The organism is Aneurinibacillus thermoaerophilus, assembly GCF_900099925.1.
Taxonomy (GTDB): domain Bacteria; phylum Bacillota; class Bacilli; order Aneurinibacillales; family Aneurinibacillaceae; genus Aneurinibacillus; species Aneurinibacillus thermoaerophilus.
In genome coordinates, this window is record NZ_FNDE01000011.1 from 1 (window position 1) to 19483 (window position 19483).

Sequence of the window (19483 nt, forward strand, 5' to 3'; positions counted from 1 at the left end):
TTGGGTGAAAATTATAATATTTCCTTAGTTGAATGGAATCATGATATTGACCATGTGCATATTTTGTTCAAAGCACATCCAAATACTGAAATGTCAAAGTTCATCAACGCTTATAAAAGCGCAAGTTCTCGACTTATCAAAAAGCATTTTCCACAAGTAAAAAGAAAACTTTGGAAAGAGTATTTTTGGTCAAGAAGCTTTTGCTTGCTTACAACGGGTGGTGCGCCCATTGAAGTGATAAAGCAGTATATAGAAAATCAAGGGATGAAGTGAGGTGATTCGATATGGCAAACAAAGCATATAAATTTCGTCTGTACCCAACGCAAGAACAAGAGCAACTTCTTGCAAAAACCTTCGGTTGTGTCCGCTTCGTCTACAACAAAATGTTGGCTGAATGGAAGGAAACATATGAACAATTCAAGGATGACAAAGAAACGCTAAAAAAGAAAAAATTCCCTACTCCTGCAAAGTACAAAAAGGAGTTTGTATGGCTAAAGGAAGTAGACAGCCTTGCATTGGCAAATGCTCAACTCAACTTACAAAAGGCATACAAAAACTTCTTTTCTGGTCGTGCTGAATTTCCGAAGTTCAAAAACCGTAAGTCGAGACAGTCCTACACAACCAATGTGGTGAACGGAAACATTATGCTTTTTGATGGCTATATCAAATTACCGAAACTAAAACTTGTGAAAATGAAGCAACATCGGGAAATTCCGTCACATCATATCATGCTGTTGTTGGCTTAGATTTTTCTATGAATGGCTTATTTGTTGATAGCGAAGAGGGTAAGACAGCCAATTACCCTCGTTTCTATCGCCAAGCCTTGGAAAAATTAGCGAAGGAACAGCGTATTCTATCACGCAGAAAGAAAGGCTCTAATCGTTGGCACAAACAACGTCTGAAAGTAGCGAAGCTACATGAAAGGATTGCAAACCAACGTAAGGACTTTCTTCATAAGGAATCACATAAATTAGCGAAACGGTATGATTGTGTGGTTATCGAAGACCTCAACATGAAAGGAATGTCACAAGCCCTCAATTTCGGTAAAAGCGTTGCTGATAATGCATGGGGCATGTTCACGACACTTCTCCGATACAAGTTAGAGGAGCAAGGGAAAAAGTTTATCAAAATAGATAAGGGGTTTCCATCATCAAAAACTTGTTCATGTTGTGGTCAAGTAAAGGAGTCTCTATCTCTTTCTGAGCGCACCTTTCGCTGTGAATGTGGTTTTGTGGCAGACAGAGACTGGAACGCTTCTATCAACATCAAACATGAAGGATTGCGCTTATTAGCGTTAGCATAGCAAAAAGAACTCTTGGAACGAGAGGGATAGCTCGGTCAGTTTTCGTTGGCTACTAAAAGCAACGATAAGTCGAGAAGCCCCCACTTCAAAAACCGTAAGGTTTTAAGTGGTGGGTAGTTCACAACCTTTCTGATTCAGTTTGTTATATAAGTGTTTGGCAAATTTTCGCTTTTCCTTGTTATTTTTTAAATTTTTTTGTAAGATTTTTCGTGAAATTGCAGGTAAATCGTTACTTCATGACTAATTATCAAAGTATCGGGAGGTGCGATATGATGAGTGAAAAGATGTTTATCGGGGAGACAACAAAAGATGGCTATATTATTATTCCGCCGGAATTATATGGGGTTATCGGAAGTACATTTGATGTTTATACGGACGAAGAAGGGCGATTGATTCTGCGGATTTTTCAAAAAAGTCAGTAAGTAAGCGTTTTTATGAAGCGTTTAGGGTGGAAGCAGGATAATGACTGCGCTTGTGACAAGAAGGGGAAAGACGGGATTGTTTTGATGGATAAGTCAGGCTGTTGATTATTCAAGATTTTTGTGTTGACACCATGATTCATCAACAGCCTTGTATTCCATCATTTTGATACGAGTATCATATGTTGTACGTATTCTTCTAACGTTATATTTTTGCTTGCGATTTCCTTGGCAATGTTTATCCCTACATAACGGATGTGCCAGGGTTCGTATTTATATCCGGTGATTGCTTCTTTACCTTTTGGATAACGAATGATAAAGCCGTATTCTGGGGCATGTTTGGCCAACCATTTTGCTTCGGGAGTATTAGCGAAGCAATCTTCGGCCGCACATTTGCCGGTGCTGCCAGAGACGTCAATGGCAAGCCCTGTTTCATGTTCACTGTGACCCGGCGCCGCGCTGAATTTTCGCGCTGCTTCTTCTCCGTGGGTTTTGATATAGCGGTTGAACAGTGCTGTTTGCGTCTTATAGGAACGGTAGCCGGAGACGCCGCTCAGGTGGATTCCGTCTTTCTTCGCACCGGCGAATAGCTTTTCTAAAGCTTGCGCCGCCTCTTCACGCATGAGCCGCTTTTCTAGTTTTTCTTTAAAAATAAACGGAACATTTGGTTCTACCAAATCGGAAGGTTTATAGCCGTCTGGAAGCATCCATTGTTTGTTGACCAACACGGCGATATTGTCTGGATTGGCGACGACTTGCACAGCCTTGTTGTTTGCATTTACAGTTTCATTTTTTGCTGGATTTTTTGAAGCGGCAGGTTCTGAAGAATAGCCGCTGGACTTGGACGCTGAAGAGGTGGGTGGCGTTTTTGGTGTTTCAGAAGACGTAGCCGCTGTTTGTTCACTGCACCCGGCGAATAGGGTTATCGCTCCGGCAAGCAACAGAGCACCTGTAACATTACGACGAACTTTATGCAAAAAAATCTCTTCCTTTCTTTCTATGAAATTCTCCTCGTTTTTTACCCAGTGAGTTTTTAAAGATATAAAAATATCCCCCTGTGTAGTATAAAGAATTTCTGGATAAAAGCAACGTGCTTTTCATAATAGACCATGAGCTCGATATAATGCATTTTTTCGATTATCAAGATACTTCATAGGCTGCTCATCTCTTACTTTATACACATCGTTCAGATTAACGGATGTGATGAGAAGTTCTTCGTTGTTTCCGCCTCTAGTCAAGAAGTTGCCTTCAGGAGAGATTACGGCGCTTTCCCCGAAATACAGCGTCATTCCTTCAAGACCTACTTTGTTGGCTGCCGCGATAAATATTTGGTTTTCTAATGCCCGGGCCCGTAAAAAGACTTCTTGGTGCGGCTCATAAGGAACGCTGTGCGCGTTTAGCACCATAATCATCTCTACTCCATTCATTGCATAAATTCTTGCCATCTCAGGAAACTCCACATCAAAAGTCATCATGATGGCGATGTTTCCGGCTTCTGTGCGGAAAACAGGGAACTCTTCACCAGGGGTGAAAAATTCTTTTTCCTTATCGAAGAGATGAACTTTTCGATATACCCCTTTCAAGCTCCCATCTTTCCCGATAAAGGCGGCAGAATTGTAATATTGATTTTTATAAAATTCGGGGAAACCAATAATCACACCGATACCGGCTTCTTTTGCTTTTTCTTGAATGATTTGAATGCTTTCTCCCTCTGCTGTTTCCGCTAACTTTTGAATCTGATCTTGGATGAAGTACCCTGACAGAAACAATTCTGGAAATAGAACATAATCCACGCCTTTTTCTTTGCACATTTGTATTGTTGAAATGGTACGGGTAAGGTTGGATTTTTTATCGAATGGAATTCCTTTTAACTGTGCCAGTGCAATCGTTAGCATGATATTGTTTTACCTTCCTTCATTACGAAATTCTTTTAGCTTTTTGGCGATCGTTGATTGATCGACCCCTAATGCTTGTGCCGCTTTGTATGTGCTTTTGTAAAGTTCGTACGCTCTTGTAATTAAATCTTTTTCCAGCCTTTTTTTTGCTTCCTTTAAAGGTATAATTTCGCTTTTCTGATATGGCTCAGTATATTTTGTACTTAAAGAATGAAAGAATGGAGGTAAATGTGTAAGCTGGATTTCATTGTCCTCGGTTGTAATAAAGATTCTTTCGATTATGTTTTCTAATTCCCTTACATTCCCTGGCCATTCATATTGTGTAAAAACGTCTTCAACATCTGGATGAAACGTTTTAAAAATGCCGTATTTTTTCACCAGTTTGTTCAGAAAATGACGCGCTAAATATACAATGTCTTCCTTTCTTTCTTTCAATGAAGGAATTTCAATTGGAACGACATTAAGCCGATAATACAGGTCTTCCCGGAATTTTTTTTGTTGGACAAGTTCCAATAAATTTTGATTCGTAGCGGCGATAACACGGACATTGATGGGGACTAATTTAGCTGAGCCAATAGGGCGAATACAGTTTTCTTGTAGAACTTCAAGCAACTTCACTTGAAGATTCAAAGGAAGTTCACCAATTTCGTCAAGGAAAACAGTACCTTCATTTGCTGATTCAAAGATTCCTTTTTTTCCTCCCCGCTGTCCCCCCGTAAAGCTACCATGCGTATACCCGAACAATTCTGCTTCCATTAGTGGTTCAGGGATAGCACCACAGTTCACAGAAACAAAGTTTTTGTCTGAACGGCTGCTGTACTTGTGGATGAGTTTAGCGATCATACTTTTTCCTACCCCGGATTTACCAAGCAGCAGGATGGTGGAATCAACGTAGGAGACTTTTTTGATAATTTCCATTATTTGTTTCATTTTTGCTGAATGGGCAATAAAAGAAGTTTCTATCGTTGAAATTTCGTTTTCTGTGCTGGCATACTGCACTGTTTCTTTGTCCTTTGATATTGCCAGTAATATTTTATCTTTTTCTTTTATAATCAGAAATTCAAAGGAGGATATTTTCAATTGTACAATTTCATTTTCATGCAGTGTGTTTACTTGTTGCTGAATGATGTTTTTCAGAAGATGGAGCGTTTCTTCATTAAAAAATGTACGCAAAAGTTCCAGCTGATTTAAGCTGAAAAGAGGTTCATTTGATTTTGTTATAGTATGTAGTCTCCAATGATAATTAACTTTCATATTTTCTATCATTTTTGAAAATCCTCCTACTATACACAATAATGAAAAAATTCATCTGGTGATTTTTTTCATTATCCTGTGATTTTTAACTATTTTTTAACGAGATTCCCTCTTTAATTTTGAATATATAATGATTTTTTTCATTGATTTTCTTCATTGTACAGCCTGTTTTTATTATTTTCAATAAATTTTATATTGGCATAAAATTTGTATTTAAGAAATTATGTAAAAATTGAGAGGAGGGTTTATATGAAAAGGAATAAAAGATGGGGGGATGTGTATGTCTAACAAGCAGGCACCTCATTTTCGTAGAACATTAACGTTGTTTCCGCTTGTTATTCTCGGTCTCGCTTACATGGCTCCGATGACCGTGTTTTCCACGTATGGAGTTGCGGCGCAGACGACACATGGCATGGTTCCAGCTGCTTATATAGTAGCCCTTCTTGCTATGCTATTTACTGCATATAGCTACGGAAAGATGGTAAAAGCATATCCTGTTGCAGGTTCAGCTTATACGTATACACAGAAAACGATCAGCCCTCATCTTGGATTTCTGGTTGGCTGGTCTGTATTGATGGATTATCTTTTCTTGCCGATGATTAATTTTCTGCTATCTGGCATTTTCTTATCGGCTGCCTTTCCTTCAGTTCCATCGTGGATCTGGATTATTTTGTTTATCGCCATGATTACGGGGATCAACATTTTGGGGATTCGAATGACGGCAAAAGTCAACGGAGTGCTTGTTTTATTTCAATTTCTTGTGACCGTAATTTTTGTGGCCTTAGCCGTAAAAGGAATTACAAATGGAATGGGGCTGGGCACGCTGTTTTCTGTGTTACCTTTTTATAATCAGGATGTTTCGTTTTCTTTTGTGCTGGCCGGAGCTTCGATTCTATGCTTGTCGTTTCTCGGATTTGATGCGGTGACAACGCTTTCAGAAGAGACGATTGAACCTAAGAAAACAGTACCAAGAGCTATTTTCCTAGTGACATTCATTGGAGGAGCACTTTTTACTTTTGTATCTTACATTACACAAGTGGTGTATCCGGATTTTACTTCGTTTAAAGTTGTAGATTCTGCTGCTTTTGAAATTGCTCAATACATTGGGGGAGCGTTATTTGCTTCTTTGTTTCTGGCAGGAATGATTACTTCGACGATTGCATCTGGCATGTCATCGCACGCAAGTGCAGCGCGACTGCTATTTGCTATGGGGCGGGAAGGCGTACTGCCAGAGAAACTATTTGGCTATGTACACCCGAAATATAAAACGCCATCCCGCAATATTTTTCTAATTAGCTTATTTTCATTATCAGCGCTTGTTGTTGATTTAGCGACAGCCGCTTCTTTTATTAATTTCGGTGCGCTAGTAGCGTTCACATTTGTCAATCTGTCCGTTATTTTTCACTATTATATTCGCAATAAACAGCGCGGTATAAAAGGGGCTTTTCTGTATGTATTACTGCCGCTGATTGGTTCCGGGTTTACTATTTGGCTTTGGACGAACCTGGACAAACATTCGATTATGCTGGGAAGCGCCTGGATTATAGCAGGAATTGTGTATCTGCTGTATTTAACGAAGTTTTTTACCAAAAAGCCGCCGCAACTCCATTTTGAAGAGGTTGAATCTTCTGTTGATTCAACAGAAGATCAGTCCATTGTTTCCTGAGTTACTACGCTAGAGGAGAGAACAGGGATGAAATCAATCGGTTTTGTTTTTCACGAAGATTATGTAAAGCATGATACAGGTGAGCAAGTGTATGTTGTAGGAGGAAACGAAACGCTGAATGTTGGTCTGGAATTTGAAAACCATTTTCGCGTTCGCTACATCAAGGAGATGTTGGAGAAAAGTGGGCTGCTGGCAAAAATGAAAACGTTTGTGCCGGAACCGGCTACCGATAGGGATTTGCTGCGTGTGCATACACAGCGTCATATCGACAATATGAAGGAAACAGCTCGTAAAGGTCTCCGTGTGTTCGGCCCGGAAGCGTATGGTTGCCCTGTTTCAGAAGAGATTGCCCGTCTATCTGCTGGGGGTGCGATGAAAGCGGTTGATATTGCGATGGATAATGAAGTGAAACAGGCGTATGCACTCATTCGTCCACCGGGACACCATGCCACAAGCGATCAAGCAATGGGATTTTGTCTGTACAACAATGTCGCGATTGCAGCCCGGTATGCGCTGGACGTATACGGCCTGGAACGGGTGGCGATTGTGGATTGGGATGTACACCATGGAAACGGAACGCAGGATATTTTCTACCATGATAAAAACGTGCTATTTATCTCTGTACATGAAGATAGCTATTTTCCGGCGAATACAGGAAAAATTGAAGAAGTTGGCGAGGGAGAGGGAGAGGGTTATAACGTTAACATTCCCCTTCCTTCCGGGACAGGGAATGCGGGATATCAATACGCATTTGAGCAACTTGTGCTTCCGATTCTTGAGAAATACGAGCCGCAGTTGCTGCTCATTTCCGCTGGACAAGATCCAAACTGTATGGATCCGCTTTCCCGTATGGTGGTCACGCGTGAGGGATTCCGTTATATGGCGAAAGTGGTGCGGGAGTTAGCTGAAAGAATATGCGATGGGCGCTTGGTAATCCTTCAGGAGGGCGGATATAGCCTACCGTACTTACCCATTGCTACATTAGGTGTAATCGAAGGGCTAATGGATTGCGAAGCAGACTTCCGTGACCCGCATTCCGTTCCAGAGCGACCGGTTACACAGGAACTGTGGGAAGCGATCTTTGCATGCAAGAAGATATTTTCTCAATATTGGAATAATATTTGAAATAATCTTTTGTATAACATTTTTGTCATAGACAATATATTTCAGGAGGCAACAAAGATGAGTGAAAAAGTGACCCTTGGATTGATTCAAGTAAAATGCGGAGAAGATATTGAGCAAAACGTAGCCTATACGATTGAAAAAATAGAAGAAGCAGCTATGAAAGGTGCGCAAATTATTTGCTTACAGGAATTGTTCAATGTGCAATATTGCGGCCAAACGGTTTCTGTGAAAGGGTATGACCTTGCGGAGCCTGTAGATAGCCCAACATTGCGGAAGATGGGCGAATTGGCAGGGCGCTTAGGGGTTGTTCTTATTGTGCCATTCTATGAGAAGGCAGGGCGCGGTGTATACTTTAACAGTGCGGTCGTATTCGATGCGGATGGCTCTTACCTTGGTACCACACGAAAAAATCATATTCCGGATGGGCCGCAGTACCATGAGAAATATTATTTCATTCCTGGAAACACAGGTTATCCGGTGTATAAGACACGTTATGGAACAATCGGTATTGGGATTTGCTGGGATGAATGGTTCCCGGAAGTGGCCAGAATTCTGGCGCTACAAGGTGCGGAGATTTTGTTCTATCCTTCCGCGATCGGTTCCGAGCCGGATCATCCGGAGCTTTGCACCCGCCGGGCCTGGGAGAAGGCAATTTCTGCGCATGGCATTTCGAACGGTTTGTTTGTAGCGGCGGTAAATCGTGTGGGTCGCGAAAAGAATATGACGTTTTATGGTGGAAGCTTTGTCAGCAACCCGCTGGGTGAGATTATGCAGTCGCTGGATGATGAAGAGGGAATTTTAATTCAGGAAATTGACAAGAAGGAAATTGACTTTGCGCGTAATCTACTTCAATTTTTACGTGATCGTCGTCCGGAAACGTATGGTCTGCTGTTGAAGCAGGAGGCGCTTCCAACGAAAACTGTTTTCCCGGCTCCTGTTCGTTTATAGTTATTGCTTTCTTTTACTGCTGTCTTCTGCATTTTTACAGGACGTTCTACTCTTCTTGAGGGACTGCGGCTTTGGCGCGGCAAGTCTAGTTGGTATACTCTTTTGAAAGAGATGATGATTTTTCTGGAAAAGGGAATATTTTGCTAATGATCAATTCAAAATAAAGGAGGGAGCAATGAAAGGAGTGAATCGCATGGCAAAAATTGCAGTGGAAAATACGTTAACAGATGTGAAGCAATATCTAGAGAGCCAGGGACATCAGGTGGTGGCCATGAACGAGGCAAACATCGCGGGCTGTGATTGTTGCGTTGTTTCCGGACAGGATATAAATCTAATGGGTATGGCAGACATGCTAACGAAAGCCTCCGTTATCAACGCGCAGGGAATGACGGCGGAAGAAGTTCTTGAGGCGGTCAACCGCAACATACAGCGCTAGCGTTACACGAAGAAACAAGGATGCCAACAAAGGTGTCCTTGTTTCTTTTACCACCGGGTGAAAATATAAAACCTTGTTTTTACAGGGGGAAAATAGGTCTTCGATGTTTACTTAAGCTGGGTATGGTATAATATGGTTGATGTCGTCTTTCAGCTTTTATCGAATCCGAATGCGCAGGTTAGGTTGAGAAGGGAAAAAGTATGTTTTATAATTGAAATTGATTATCATTATCTTTTTGAAGGACAAGCATGAAAGTGCAGGTAGTTTCGGATATATATGAAATAGTGGCTTCTTATCTTTGTGAAACGAGGTGTCTTTCGTTTATATTGCAACATGCTGGAGAGATATTTCGTTCTCTTCAGACAGAATCATAGCTTCGCTTCTGACCAAACGGTTTGCACTGTTCTTTACCGGTATGTTATGCAGCATGACAGGTTTACGTGAAGCGTATATTCTTTCGCTTTCGTCTGTTTCGCGATAATAAATAAAGGCTCGTACTCGTTTGGTGTGAAAGAAGCAGTATTCAAGTTAGGGCTCTTCATAGAAAAAGGCGCACAGGAAGAAGGGCGTATTATCTATCCGTGCTTCATCGCATCTGTGATAGATGAAAATTTCTCCTTCTTCCTGGGCTTTTGTTTTTTTTTCGTTCCAGTAAAGCCCGAAGCCGTGTGGAAAGCGGAAAAAAGCATGCAACGGTTTAATTACTGGCTCTGTCCTATTTTTTCTGAAATCCGCTTCTCCAATCCGTCTAGAATTTCTCTTCCTTCTTCTTTGCTTAGCAGGTCAAGCCGTGTCAGAAAATCGATGACGCGCGACAGGCCAAACAACTGGGTATCGAGCACTTCTTCATAAAGCGGACATTTTGGCATTGTTAGATTATTGCGCTGGACCTCGATCAAACGTTCGATTTTATTGGCTTCTGCTTTGAGCAGTTCTAATGCTTGTGTTTTAATATTCATATAGTTGCCACCTTCTCCTTGTTTAACTTTACTCTGACGGAAGAATGATTATTTTTCTCACTTTACTTTGAGTATAGCAAAAAAGAAAAACATGTGTAGGTTATAATACACTTCCTTTGCAATTTCGATATTCATACCAAAGATAGATCATTCCAGAAAGGGACAGGAGAATGAAAAGATTATGTATTGTTCCCTGCGGGGCAAGAAAAATATGGGATAAATATCCAGACGCTGGCCCGACCCGGGCCGATGAAGCATATATTAGTCCATTCGGCAAGGCATGCCGACGATATGCGGCACGCTTTTTTGATCGGTGGGTGATTTTATCGGCTAAATATGGTTTTTTGTTGCCGGATGACATTGTTCCAGAAAATTATGATCTTGCGTTTGATTCGAAACGTCCGGGCATTATTAGTACAAGACAGTTACAGGCACAGATGAAAGCAAAAGAATTGGATACGGTTTCGGAAATTGTCGTGCTCGGTGGCAAAAAACACCGCAGAGTGGTCACTGCGGTGTTCGGTGATGGGTATACATACCGTTTTCCGCTTAGCGATTGCAAAGGGATTGGCTATATGTTGCAACGTTTAAATCAGGCCGTCATGGAAGGAAAAGAGTTAGATGGAGAAAGCGCACGGGGAGGATTTTGTGAACCGCCGTTAGGCTCTAGGTGAAGTTTGGGATCTGGCTTCCGTTTTGCTCAACAAAGGGCTATCCTGCATCGGGGAAGCCGCCTGCTCCGAATATGAAGCTTCAAATAAATAACGAAATTGAAAGTTGAACATAATAGCTATAAGGTGTTGACATTTTTACACAAAAGAGTATAATGATTATATATTTAATTGTAATAGTTTCAAATAAATAATTATTGTTATTAAATTAAAGGAGGAAAGAACAATGAAAAATGTGACAGAGGTATTGAATCGACAAATTGCTAACTGGACTGTATTGTACGTAAAATTGCACAATTATCATTGGTACGTGAAAGGAAGCCAATTCTTCACCTTGCATGCAAAATTTGAAGAGTTTTATACAGAAGCAGCAGGTTATATTGACGAGCTCGCGGAGCGTTTGCTTGCCTTGAAAGGCGCCCCGGTTGCAACAATGCGTGAATGTCTTGAACTTGCTTCCGTGAAAGAAGCAACAAACCAGGAAGACGCACGTGAAATGGTGCAGACGCTTGTAAACGATTTTGAGCAAATAAACAAGGAATTGAAAGAAGGTATGGAACTGGCAGAAAAAGAAAATGATGAAGTAACAGGCGATATGTTACTTGCCATCCATTCTTCGCTTGAAAAGCATATCTGGATGCTAACTTCTTTCCTTGGGTAGTGGACGACAGGCTAAGAATACGTTGGCGATTCAAAGATGAAGATAGCTAGGTAGAAAACGAAGAACGCTCTGGAAACCTTTTGGTTCCAGAGCGTTTTTTAAAGATATGTATATATGTTATTATCTTTCCTTCCCGCTTGTCACGTTTGCAAATGAATACAGAAGGAACGGAGATGAGATAAGCAGCACGATAAATAATGCAGCTTCAATTGTATAAATGTCCATAAATTCTCCACTCCTTAATTGAAAATAATTATTATCTTCAATTATAAAGCTGTGCTGGAACTTAGTCAATAAAAAATAGCCTATTTTTGTTTTTTTTTGCTTTTCAGCAGGAGAAAATTAGATTATAATAATTATAAATTAATTGCCTATAAGCAAAAAAATTAGCCTGAGACAAAAATGAAAATCATTCTTAACTAAACGCAGAATTATGCTGCTGTCGTTCCTGACAGCAGCATTCGTGCTTTCTGCAGAAAAATTGAGATTTATTATCAGGGGGGAAACGAAGATGAATGAAGCAAAACCGACATGTACATCATCTATGTTCGTACAATCTGATATGAAACAAAAAGACTGGATACGGTCGCTTAAGCGGCATGGTGAAGGAATCGCTGCAGTTGTGTGTGGCGTATTTACATTTGCAGCTTGGATAATACAGCACAATGCTTACACATGGTCTTTTATTTTGTATATTTTGGCATACTGTGTCGGCGGATATATGAAAACGAAAGAGGGAATTTTGACGCTAATCAATGAACGGGAACTTGACGTAAATTTGCTTATGTTGCTTGCGGCGGTAGGCGCGGCCAGCATCGGATACTGGTTCGAGGGCGCCATTCTCATCTTTATCTTTGCACTGAGTGGCGCGCTGGAAAGCTATACGATGATGCGCAGTTACCGGGATATCGCTTCGCTTATGGATTTAAAGCCAGAAACGGCACGTTTGTATAAAGATGGAACGGAAAAACAGGTAAAAATTGAAGAACTACGGGTAGGCGATAAGATTATCGTGAAACCAGGTGAACGCATTCCAGCGGACGGCGTTATTAGAGAAGGAACGTCTTCTATAAACCAGTCTTCGATTACGGGAGAGTCGCTTCCGGTAGAAAAAAATGTGGAGGATACGGTATACGCCGGAACACTGAACGGGGAAGGCTCACTTGTGATTGAGGTAACGAGCGAGAGCGAATCAAGTCTGTTTTCGAAAATTATCCGGCTTGTGCAGGAAGCGCAGAGTGAAATGCCGCCGTCCCAGCGATTCATTGAGCGCTTTGAAGGCATATACGCAAAAGTGGTGGTCGGAATTACGCTGCTGCTTATGCTCATTCCGTACTATGTGCTGGGCTGGAGTTGGTCTGAAGCATTATATCGTGCGATGGTCTTTCTTGTTGTTGCTTCCCCATGTGCGCTTGTAGCTTCTATTATGCCCGCGATGTTGTCCGCTATTTCCAATAGCGCCCGCAAAGGTGTACTTTTCAAAGGCGGGGCTCATTTGGAAAATCTGGCTGGTGTCCGTGCGGTAGCGTTTGACAAGACGGGGACATTAACGATAGGACGTCCTCAGGTAACCGATGTTATCCCATTGCAAGAATATAGTAAGGAAGAACTTCTTTGGATCGTTGGTTCTATAGAAAGCTTGTCGGAACATCCGATCGGTCGCGCAGTGACTGAGAAGGCGGAAGAAGCCGGACGACCATTGCATCGCCCGCAGCGAATGCAGGCGGTGACCGGATTCGGAGTTGTGGCTGAATTTGAAGGACAAAGGTGGAAAATCGGCAAGGAAGCGTTTGTCGAAGACGATGAAGATATTACACATCTAACAGGAATCGTAAACCGCCTTGAGGGTGAAGGAAAAACAGTCATCTTTGCACAAAATGAGAGCGGACTCGCTGGGCTGCTTGCGGTGCAGGATACGCTTCGTCCAGAGGCGAAAGAAACGGTGGCATGGCTGAAGAACCTTGGGATTACTGTTGTCATGCTAACCGGTGATAAACGGGCGGCCGCTGAAGCCATCGCCGCTGAAGCGGGCGTGGACGAGGTATATGCGGAGTTGTTGCCGCAACAAAAAGTAGAAAGAATTAAAGCGCTGCGTGAGCGGTATGGTAAAGTGGCGATGATTGGCGATGGAGTGAATGATGCACCAGCGCTGGCTACCGCTTCGGTCGGCATCGCAATGGGAAACGCGGGCAGTGACGTGGCGCTTGACACGGCTGACTTAGTGCTGATGAACGATGATTTGAAAAAAATTCCTATGGCAATTCGTCTTGGTAAAAAAGCGGGTCGCGTGATCAAGCAAAACATTGCGTTTTCGCTGAGCATCATTATTCTTTTGATTCTTTCCAACTTTGCGCAGTCCCTTACATTGCCGCTCGGCGTTATCGGACATGAAGGCAGCACGATTCTTGTGATTTTAAACGGTCTGCGGCTTCTTAGGGGGTAGTTTCTATTTTCAGCATGTTGATAAACGCTTGCTTATATTGATTCACCTCGCATTCTACAGGAGATAAATCAAAGAAAGAAGAAAGAGGCTACTGACGCAACCTCTTTTTATAAGTAAGGAAGTAGTAATCATACGGATTTTTTGCATCTTTGACACCTTTTCGCTTAGAGATAAGTTCCCATTCTGACATATCGATTGTTGGAAGATAGGTGTCGCCCGGAAAGCTAGCTTTAATAAGCGTGAGGTAAAGCGTATCAGCCAGTGGAAGGAATAATGTGATGATTTGCGTTCCTCCGATAACATCGATCGGATCTCCGGAAAAGCGGGACAGCACTTCCTCTACGGAATGTAGAACCACGCAACCTTCCGCCTGGTAGTCCGGATTTTTTGTCAAAATCACATTTGTACGTCCTGGCAACGGCCGGCCGATCGATTCGTATGTTTTTCTGCCCATTACAATGACATGCCCCATTGTAAGGCTTTTAAAATGAGCGAGATCTGCCGGCAAGTGCCAGGGCAGCTTGTTTTCCTTTCCAATAACTCTGTTTTGATCCATAGCGACAACGATCGAAATCATGTCAAAATCTCCTTAGGACTTTCTAAAATATGCTCATTCTTAGGATGCGGGTTTACTGCGCATCCGGATAGCCACCCAGAGCAGCACGATGCCCGCCAGCAACACGCCTAAAGCCAAAAGACCGTAATTATGGACAATCATTCCAATTTTGTCGATGTATTTGCCAAACAACCGGCCGATAATAAAAAAGGCAAGCGTCCAGATAAACCCGATTGTATAGGAAAAAAATGCGTAACGGATGAATGGCATGCGCCCGATCCCCACTAGGTAAGGGACAAGATGGCGGACAATCGGGAGTGCATAGCTGATGCATAGCGAGTAAGAACCGTAACGTTGGACTAAGCCGTACGATTTTGAGAGATATTTATCTATATTTTTCTTTTTCTTGAGTTTATTCAGCATCGGTGGGCCCATTATTCGGCCAAGACCATAGCCGATAGAAAGGCCGGAGATGACTCCGAGATACGTAATACAAAAAGCGGTAACCGGGTGAAGCAGACCAAGAGAGGCTGCGAATCCTCCGGCCATGACCACCGCTTCATCGGGAATCGGCATGCCGATAATTCCAAGCCATAAGCAAAAAAATAAGGCAGCGTAACCGTATTGCCCGATAAGTGTTACAAGTGTGTCAGCGTTCATAATATCCCCCAATATGTCTATTTCTTTTCATTATAATAAAGTTTTAGACGGAATTGAAATGTGGTAAAAAATTACGATCATTATCGTGGATGAAATGTTTTATGATACTTATTTTTATTTATGCAAGTGATGCGCTTTAGGAGAGCGGTAAAAAAGCAAACGAAAACTTCTTCTTGCAAAGCTTTTCCCAATCGGCTATTATATTATTAGTAAAGTGAATGATATGCCTGCGATGTTCGATTCATTTTCTTTGTTTCGAACCGTAACAATAAAAAGGGAGTCTTATATTAAGCCATGGACACTATGCTCACATTGATGAGACAGTGGAAATGACTTTGCGGACACCCACCTGCGAGAGCGGGTTTTGAAACATGAGGATGAAACGGCATAGGCGGGGTTTTAATTAAGAAAAGCTAAGAACACTTATAGTGAACATGCAAGTGTTCTTTTTATTTGCGAACAGAAAAGGAAGCGCGGAGAAATACCCGCGCTTCCTTTTCTGCATGTATGACGGAGTTCTGAATAAACAATCATTATTTCATCATATACTCTGCGATCATCATGCCGATAAAAATGAGCATGAAAATACCGAATGAAGCACCGAATCCAATAGAAGAATCCACGATATCATTTTGGTTTGGGTCTAGGTTCAGGTCAGGGTTAGGCTTCGTCATTTTACTCACCTCCGCTCTTCCATCATACCATATTATGTATATTTGCGCCTATGAGAAGGAAAGACAAGCTGATGACAATGTAGGCGGATAGGTTTATTCACCAACCATTTTTTGGATGATGTTTTCAAGTGTTTCCGGAGGAAGTATGCCGTCCGCAATGTGGATAATTTCCCCGTCTTCATTTATAAATACGTTGGTTGGAAAGTGCGCGACCTGATATTTTTCGGTGATGTCGCCATTTTTGTCGAACAGTACTGGGAAAGGAATTTGGAAGAAAGCAGCGAATTTTTTCGCGTTTTCTTGTTTATCGTTTGCTGTGACATTGACCGCCAGGATTTCAAACTTTCCGTTATACTTTTTGTAAAGGCGGATAAGAACTGGTGTTTCTGCCCGGCATGGTCCACACCATGAAGCCCAGAAGTTGATGAGCACCGGTTTGTTTATTTCAGAAAGGTGGTATGTTTTTCCATCAAGTCCGATCAGGCTGAAATTGGGAGCGTGGAAGCCAACTTTCGCTTTTTCTTCTTTTTTGGAGCCAGAGATGCTATAGAGCGAATAGCCGATAAGTGCAAGAACGATGGCGAAGGCGAGCCAAGCTTTTTTCATCGTTTTCACCTGCTTTATTGTACGAATATGATTTATGGTTTGAGAGTTGAACAATCATTGGCGGCCCGAATGGAAGAGGCGGCAAAGCCGCTCATATAATCGTGTCTATTCTCGCATAAGCGGGAAGCGAAATGCAATAACCATTCGGTACCTAGCGCTTTCGCCTTTTTCTTTTCGTTTGTGTCCCGTATAGCAGGCGATGGGCGAGAGCAGGACGGGGCGTGATAATTCCGTCGGTACCAAGTTCAATCATTTGCTTAATCTCGGCGAGTGTATCTACCTGGTAGGGGACAATCTTTAGTCCATGGCTACGGCAGATTTCCAACAGTTGTGCGTTAACTCCGCGAACGGGTGGGTGAATATACGCACACTTGTATTCCAAGGCATAGCGCCATGGCTCGCGGAGCTGGCCAAAATAAAGGAACGCGATGTCGGTTTTGCAGTCGTGTTTACGCAACAGTTCGAGGCTGAACGGGTTAAAAGTAGAGATGATCACTTGCCTGGCCATTTTATGACTGTGAACAAGCTGGATGACCTTTTGTTCGAGTCCGTTTTTCATCGCGAAAAAGTTTTTTAATTCAATGTTTAGTATAATGTTTTTTCCAGCAATGCGTGTAAGCACTTGTTCCAGTGTCGGAATAGGGGTGCCAGCGAACCGGGGGTGTTTCCAAGCGCCAAAGTCCATTTTTCGCAGCTGGGTTAGCGTATAGTCGCTGATTTTTCCCTTTTGACCAGTAATGCGCTGCAATATCCAGTCATGAAACACGACAACGTGTCCGTCTTTTGTAAGCTGAACATCCAATTCAATGCCGTTTGCCCCCTCTTTTATCGCATGCGCAAAAGCGGGAAGTGTATTTTCCGGATAGTTGATAGAAGAGCCGCGATGTGCGTAAATAAGAAATACATCTTTCATACGGAAGCAGCCTCGCTTCATTTTTTATCGGTCTTTATACATTATGCGCTTAGAAAAAAGCACATTCACAAATGTACAGAATAACTGGGGTATGATTATACTTAGGATAATGGAACGGAGGGACGAAGTGATGGATACTGCATGGTTTGTAAGATCATTTCAGGAAGATTATGCCACTTTGTATCGGCACCGCGATGAAGCATCGGCGCAGCGTGAAATTAACAGCTTGCTTGAAAACCTACCGCTGCCGAAAACGGGGAAAGTGCTGGATTTTTGCTGTGGCGATGGGCGGCACTCCCGGGCGCTTGCCAAGCGCGGGTATGAAGTTGTCGGATTCGATTTATCCGATTATTTGCTTGCAGAAGCCCGTCGAAAAACGAAAGATGGAAACATTATATATTATCGTTATGATATGCGCGAAATTCCGTTTACAAGTGAGTTTGATGTGCTATTTAATTTGTTTACAAGCTTCGGCTATTTTGCAGAAGATAGTGAAAACGAAAAAGTGCTGCAAAAAATGGCGCAAGCGCTTAAGCCAAGGGGACATTTCGTTATCGACTATTTAAATCCGTTGTATATTCAAGAACATCTTGTGCCTGAATCTGAGCGAAACGTAGGTGGCAAGCATATTATAGAGAGACGCAAAATCGAAGATGGATTTGTCATAAAGGAAATCATTATTACAGAGAATGGAGACGAGCGCCGGTTCTGGGAGCGGGTGCGCATGTATAGGCGAGAAGAAATGGAGGAAATGCTTTCCCGTGCTGGACTCGAAGTACGGGGCGTGTATGGCGATTATGATTTTAGGCCGTACTCCAAAGAAGGAACTCGCATGATCCTTTATGGTCGTTGTCATAAGGAGAAATAATGGATCATCGTTTGATGTCAATTTATTTGTATCGTTACTTATTCATGATAAAATGATAAAGGAGGTGTGTGTGTCGTGGATTACAGCAAAATGTGTCCGAAGTATGAATCGGCCATTGAGCTTCTCGGCAAGAAATGGTCAGGATTAATTATTCGCGTGTTGCTTGGCGGTCCAAGACGCTTTAAAGATATTAAAGCCCAAATTCCTGAGATGAGTGATCGGATGTTGACCGAACGGATGAAGGAGTTTGAGGAAGCAGGGATTCTGGAGCGCAAAGTTTATCCGGAAACACCGGTACGAATTGAATATGAATTAACAGAAAAGGGACGGGACTTAAAGCAAGTAATTGAGGCAATCCAGCATTGGGGAGAAAGATGGATGTAGGACAAGCTCCAGACGAAAGCCAGACCATTGCATGATCTGGCTTGTTTTTCATCCATGAAGGTATTGGAATGCTATGTGAGAGGGAAGATTAAAAACGACCGCCAAGTTGTTGCTCAGCCATTTGCACCAAACGCTTTGTAATTTCGCCGCCAACAGAGCCATTTTGACGAGATGTTGTATCCGGTCCAAGTTGTACACCGAACTCGGATGCGATTTCGTACTTCATTTGGTCAAGCGCACGCGCTGCACTGGGTACAACAAGAGTGTTGGTGTTGGAAGTGCGTTGGTTTTGAGCCATGGTTTGTTCATCTCCTTACGAGAAGTTTTGTCAAGGATATTTATCCTTGTAAGTATATTGTCACGAAACATCTGCTCGCTCATACGTGGCAAATTATAGTATAGGGAGAATCTAATGGTTATATAGTGTCAGGTACGAAGAAAGGAGAACTCGATGAAACAAATCGCATGCCCGTATTGCGGAAAACAAGTTACAGGAAATCATCGATATGAAGTGAAGTGCTATCACTGCGGTAAGTACAGCTATCTGACGGACGGCTTGTCGGCAGTGGAGGAAAAACAGGAGTTGTATGATGCCGCGCGTCAATATGCATATACGTATGTGCCTGAAGATGTCCGCGAATATGTGGATAAATATGGTCTTGCACAATCCGGGCCGACGACGCTTCGCTGGTTTCGTGATCACGAAGAAGATGCATATCGAAAAATGAAGAAATTTCTTGATGAACAGCTGGATGAACAGACATTGAAGCGCTTGCATGATAAACACGATGGCAAGTTGCCATTCGTGTTGTTTGTGCTTGACTTTCTGAATTTTCCGTTGCGCCGCGCGTCGCTAGAATGGCAATTGGATCAGTCGAGTAGCTGCGATTTTTAACATATTCTGCGTAAGAGAAGTTTCATAACCATGTACCAATCCTTATCCGGGTATACGGATAGGGATTTTTTTTATGATGTAGGAAAAAGGGGGAAAACTTATCCCAAACGGCAAAAATAAGCGGGGCAAAGGTTGCGTTGTGCGTGA

22 protein-coding genes, 1 other RNA gene and 1 pseudogene are annotated in these 19483 nt (G+C 42.4%); 14 read left to right on the forward strand and 10 right to left on the reverse strand.

From position 1 onward, the window contains the following. From tnpA to BLR88_RS19500, 3 genes and pseudogenes are all read left to right on the forward strand, one after another. Positions 1 to 273 (forward strand): IS200/IS605 family transposase (gene tnpA / locus BLR88_RS07570; protein WP_139184943.1); only part of this gene is annotated, 273 nt, incomplete at its 5' end. Positions 274 to 284: 11 nt separating this feature from the next. Further along, a pseudogene (locus tag BLR88_RS07575) lies at positions 285 to 1303 on the forward strand (RNA-guided endonuclease TnpB family protein). A gap of 269 nt (positions 1304 to 1572) precedes the next feature. Next, the gene (locus BLR88_RS19500; protein ID WP_156424002.1) at positions 1573 to 1725 is read left to right on the forward strand and encodes a hypothetical protein; all 153 of its coding nucleotides are present in this window, start codon (positions 1573 to 1575) and stop codon (positions 1723 to 1725) included. A gap of 158 nt (positions 1726 to 1883) precedes the next feature. On the opposite strand, the gene BLR88_RS07580 is transcribed toward BLR88_RS19500, so the two are convergent. From BLR88_RS07580 to BLR88_RS07590, 3 genes are all read right to left on the reverse strand, one after another. Then, on the reverse strand, positions 1884 to 2699 hold the full coding sequence (locus tag BLR88_RS07580; RefSeq protein WP_254778258.1) for a M15 family metallopeptidase: 816 nt from the start codon (positions 2697 to 2699) through the stop codon (positions 1884 to 1886). 120 nt (positions 2700 to 2819) lie between these two features. Next, positions 2820 to 3617: a nitrilase-related carbon-nitrogen hydrolase gene (locus BLR88_RS07585; protein ID WP_057898146.1), complete on the reverse strand. Its 798-nt coding sequence runs from the start codon at positions 3615 to 3617 to the stop codon at positions 2820 to 2822. A 9-nt stretch (positions 3618 to 3626) separates the two neighbouring features. After that, the gene (locus tag BLR88_RS07590; protein WP_057898147.1) at positions 3627 to 4883 is read right to left on the reverse strand and encodes a sigma-54 interaction domain-containing protein; all 1257 of its coding nucleotides are present in this window, start codon (positions 4881 to 4883) and stop codon (positions 3627 to 3629) included. A 268-nt stretch (positions 4884 to 5151) separates the two neighbouring features. Between BLR88_RS07590 and BLR88_RS07595 the strand changes: the two genes are divergently transcribed. From BLR88_RS07595 to BLR88_RS07610, 4 genes are all read left to right on the forward strand, one after another. Next, a complete protein-coding gene (locus BLR88_RS07595; protein ID WP_091260352.1) occupies positions 5152 to 6537 on the forward strand; it encodes an APC family permease in 1386 nt (461 codons plus the stop codon). Positions 6538 to 6564: 27 nt separating this feature from the next. Then, on the forward strand, positions 6565 to 7662 hold the full coding sequence (locus tag BLR88_RS07600) for a class II histone deacetylase (RefSeq protein WP_057898149.1): 1098 nt from the start codon (positions 6565 to 6567) through the stop codon (positions 7660 to 7662). 57 nt (positions 7663 to 7719) lie between these two features. Further along, a complete protein-coding gene (locus tag BLR88_RS07605; protein ID WP_057898150.1) occupies positions 7720 to 8610 on the forward strand; it encodes a carbon-nitrogen hydrolase in 891 nt (296 codons plus the stop codon). Positions 8611 to 8803: 193 nt separating this feature from the next. Next, positions 8804 to 9046: a YkuS family protein gene (locus BLR88_RS07610; protein ID WP_057900259.1), complete on the forward strand. Its 243-nt coding sequence runs from the start codon at positions 8804 to 8806 to the stop codon at positions 9044 to 9046. Between the two features lie 701 nt (positions 9047 to 9747). Here the strand turns inward: BLR88_RS07610 and BLR88_RS07615 are convergent. Continuing rightward, complete coding sequence (locus tag BLR88_RS07615) at positions 9748 to 10005, reverse strand: DUF1507 family protein (protein WP_057898151.1); 258 nt, start codon at positions 10003 to 10005, stop codon at positions 9748 to 9750. A 170-nt stretch (positions 10006 to 10175) separates the two neighbouring features. Between BLR88_RS07615 and BLR88_RS07620 the strand changes: the two genes are divergently transcribed. From BLR88_RS07620 to BLR88_RS07630, 3 genes are all read left to right on the forward strand, one after another. Next, the gene (locus BLR88_RS07620; protein WP_057898152.1) at positions 10176 to 10679 is read left to right on the forward strand and encodes a DUF6884 domain-containing protein; all 504 of its coding nucleotides are present in this window, start codon (positions 10176 to 10178) and stop codon (positions 10677 to 10679) included. A 223-nt stretch (positions 10680 to 10902) separates the two neighbouring features. Beyond that, positions 10903 to 11337 carry a Dps family protein gene (locus tag BLR88_RS07625; protein ID WP_091260354.1) on the forward strand — a complete coding sequence of 145 codons (435 nt, stop codon included), beginning with the start codon at positions 10903 to 10905 and terminating at the stop codon, positions 11335 to 11337. Positions 11338 to 11848: 511 nt separating this feature from the next. After that, complete coding sequence (locus BLR88_RS07630; protein ID WP_057898154.1) at positions 11849 to 13780, forward strand: heavy metal translocating P-type ATPase; 1932 nt, start codon at positions 11849 to 11851, stop codon at positions 13778 to 13780. 88 nt (positions 13781 to 13868) lie between these two features. Here BLR88_RS07630 and BLR88_RS07635 read toward each other — a convergent pair whose 3' ends face one another. Both BLR88_RS07635 and BLR88_RS07640 read right to left on the reverse strand, forming a co-directional pair. Then, positions 13869 to 14357 carry a dihydrofolate reductase gene (locus BLR88_RS07635; RefSeq protein WP_057898155.1) on the reverse strand — a complete coding sequence of 163 codons (489 nt, stop codon included), beginning with the start codon at positions 14355 to 14357 and terminating at the stop codon, positions 13869 to 13871. Positions 14358 to 14396: 39 nt separating this feature from the next. Then, positions 14397 to 14996, reverse strand: coding sequence for a DedA family protein (locus BLR88_RS07640; protein WP_057898156.1), 600 nt, complete (start codon positions 14994 to 14996; stop codon positions 14397 to 14399). A 221-nt stretch (positions 14997 to 15217) separates the two neighbouring features. Between BLR88_RS07640 and ssrS the strand changes: the two genes are divergently transcribed. Continuing rightward, positions 15218 to 15398, forward strand: a non-coding RNA gene (gene ssrS, locus BLR88_RS07645) — 6S RNA. Positions 15399 to 15529: 131 nt separating this feature from the next. Here the strand turns inward: ssrS and BLR88_RS07650 are convergent. From BLR88_RS07650 to BLR88_RS07660, 3 genes are all read right to left on the reverse strand, one after another. Next, positions 15530 to 15670 (reverse strand): YqzM family protein, encoded by a 141-nt coding sequence (locus BLR88_RS07650; protein WP_082705921.1) that lies wholly within the window; start codon positions 15668 to 15670, stop codon positions 15530 to 15532. Positions 15671 to 15763: 93 nt separating this feature from the next. Continuing rightward, positions 15764 to 16276, reverse strand: a complete 513-nt coding sequence (locus BLR88_RS07655) for a TlpA family protein disulfide reductase (protein ID WP_057898157.1) — start codon at positions 16274 to 16276, stop codon at positions 15764 to 15766. A 151-nt stretch (positions 16277 to 16427) separates the two neighbouring features. After that, entirely contained in the window at positions 16428 to 17189 is a 762-nt protein-coding gene (locus tag BLR88_RS07660) for a glycerophosphodiester phosphodiesterase (protein ID WP_057898158.1), read from the reverse strand. Positions 17190 to 17319: 130 nt separating this feature from the next. On the opposite strand from BLR88_RS07660, the gene BLR88_RS07665 reads away from it, so the two are divergent. Both BLR88_RS07665 and BLR88_RS07670 read left to right on the forward strand, forming a co-directional pair. Beyond that, positions 17320 to 18057, forward strand: a complete 738-nt coding sequence (locus tag BLR88_RS07665; protein WP_057898159.1) for a class I SAM-dependent methyltransferase — start codon at positions 17320 to 17322, stop codon at positions 18055 to 18057. Between the two features lie 75 nt (positions 18058 to 18132). Further along, the gene (locus tag BLR88_RS07670) at positions 18133 to 18441 is read left to right on the forward strand and encodes a winged helix-turn-helix transcriptional regulator (protein WP_057898160.1); all 309 of its coding nucleotides are present in this window, start codon (positions 18133 to 18135) and stop codon (positions 18439 to 18441) included. Positions 18442 to 18529: 88 nt separating this feature from the next. Here BLR88_RS07670 and BLR88_RS07675 read toward each other — a convergent pair whose 3' ends face one another. Beyond that, on the reverse strand, positions 18530 to 18739 hold the full coding sequence (locus tag BLR88_RS07675; protein ID WP_057898161.1) for an alpha/beta-type small acid-soluble spore protein: 210 nt from the start codon (positions 18737 to 18739) through the stop codon (positions 18530 to 18532). Positions 18740 to 18892: 153 nt separating this feature from the next. Here BLR88_RS07675 and BLR88_RS07680 point away from each other — a divergent pair, with 153 nt between their 5' ends. After that, a complete protein-coding gene (locus tag BLR88_RS07680; RefSeq protein ID WP_057898162.1) occupies positions 18893 to 19336 on the forward strand; it encodes a hypothetical protein in 444 nt (147 codons plus the stop codon). Positions 19337 to 19483: the final 147 nt, after the last annotated feature.

Coding starts and splice junctions, on each gene's coding strand:
- BLR88_RS07590 (WP_057898147.1), bottom strand. CDS start 4,883: ATGATAGAAAATATGAAAGTTAATTATCATTGGAGACTACATACTATA.
- BLR88_RS07635 (WP_057898155.1), bottom strand. CDS start 14,357: ATGATTTCGATCGTTGTCGCTATGGATCAAAACAGAGTTATTGGAAAG.
- BLR88_RS07680 (WP_057898162.1), top strand. CDS start 18,893: ATGAAACAAATCGCATGCCCGTATTGCGGAAAACAAGTTACAGGAAAT.
- BLR88_RS07655 (WP_057898157.1), bottom strand. CDS start 16,276: ATGAAAAAAGCTTGGCTCGCCTTCGCCATCGTTCTTGCACTTATCGGC.
- BLR88_RS07625 (WP_091260354.1), top strand. CDS start 10,903: ATGAAAAATGTGACAGAGGTATTGAATCGACAAATTGCTAACTGGACT.
- BLR88_RS07610 (WP_057900259.1), top strand. CDS start 8,804: ATGGCAAAAATTGCAGTGGAAAATACGTTAACAGATGTGAAGCAATAT.
- BLR88_RS07630 (WP_057898154.1), top strand. CDS start 11,849: ATGAATGAAGCAAAACCGACATGTACATCATCTATGTTCGTACAATCT.
- BLR88_RS07650 (WP_082705921.1), bottom strand. CDS start 15,670: ATGACGAAGCCTAACCCTGACCTGAACCTAGACCCAAACCAAAATGAT.
- BLR88_RS19500 (WP_156424002.1), top strand. CDS start 1,573: ATGATGAGTGAAAAGATGTTTATCGGGGAGACAACAAAAGATGGCTAT.
- BLR88_RS07600 (WP_057898149.1), top strand. CDS start 6,565: ATGAAATCAATCGGTTTTGTTTTTCACGAAGATTATGTAAAGCATGAT.
- BLR88_RS07595 (WP_091260352.1), top strand. CDS start 5,152: ATGTCTAACAAGCAGGCACCTCATTTTCGTAGAACATTAACGTTGTTT.
- BLR88_RS07620 (WP_057898152.1), top strand. CDS start 10,176: ATGAAAAGATTATGTATTGTTCCCTGCGGGGCAAGAAAAATATGGGAT.
- BLR88_RS07660 (WP_057898158.1), bottom strand. CDS start 17,189: ATGAAAGATGTATTTCTTATTTACGCACATCGCGGCTCTTCTATCAAC.
- BLR88_RS07640 (WP_057898156.1), bottom strand. CDS start 14,996: ATGAACGCTGACACACTTGTAACACTTATCGGGCAATACGGTTACGCT.
- BLR88_RS07615 (WP_057898151.1), bottom strand. CDS start 10,005: ATGAATATTAAAACACAAGCATTAGAACTGCTCAAAGCAGAAGCCAAT.
- BLR88_RS07665 (WP_057898159.1), top strand. CDS start 17,320: ATGGATACTGCATGGTTTGTAAGATCATTTCAGGAAGATTATGCCACT.
- BLR88_RS07675 (WP_057898161.1), bottom strand. CDS start 18,739: ATGGCTCAAAACCAACGCACTTCCAACACCAACACTCTTGTTGTACCC.
- BLR88_RS07585 (WP_057898146.1), bottom strand. CDS start 3,617: ATGCTAACGATTGCACTGGCACAGTTAAAAGGAATTCCATTCGATAAA.
- BLR88_RS07605 (WP_057898150.1), top strand. CDS start 7,720: ATGAGTGAAAAAGTGACCCTTGGATTGATTCAAGTAAAATGCGGAGAA.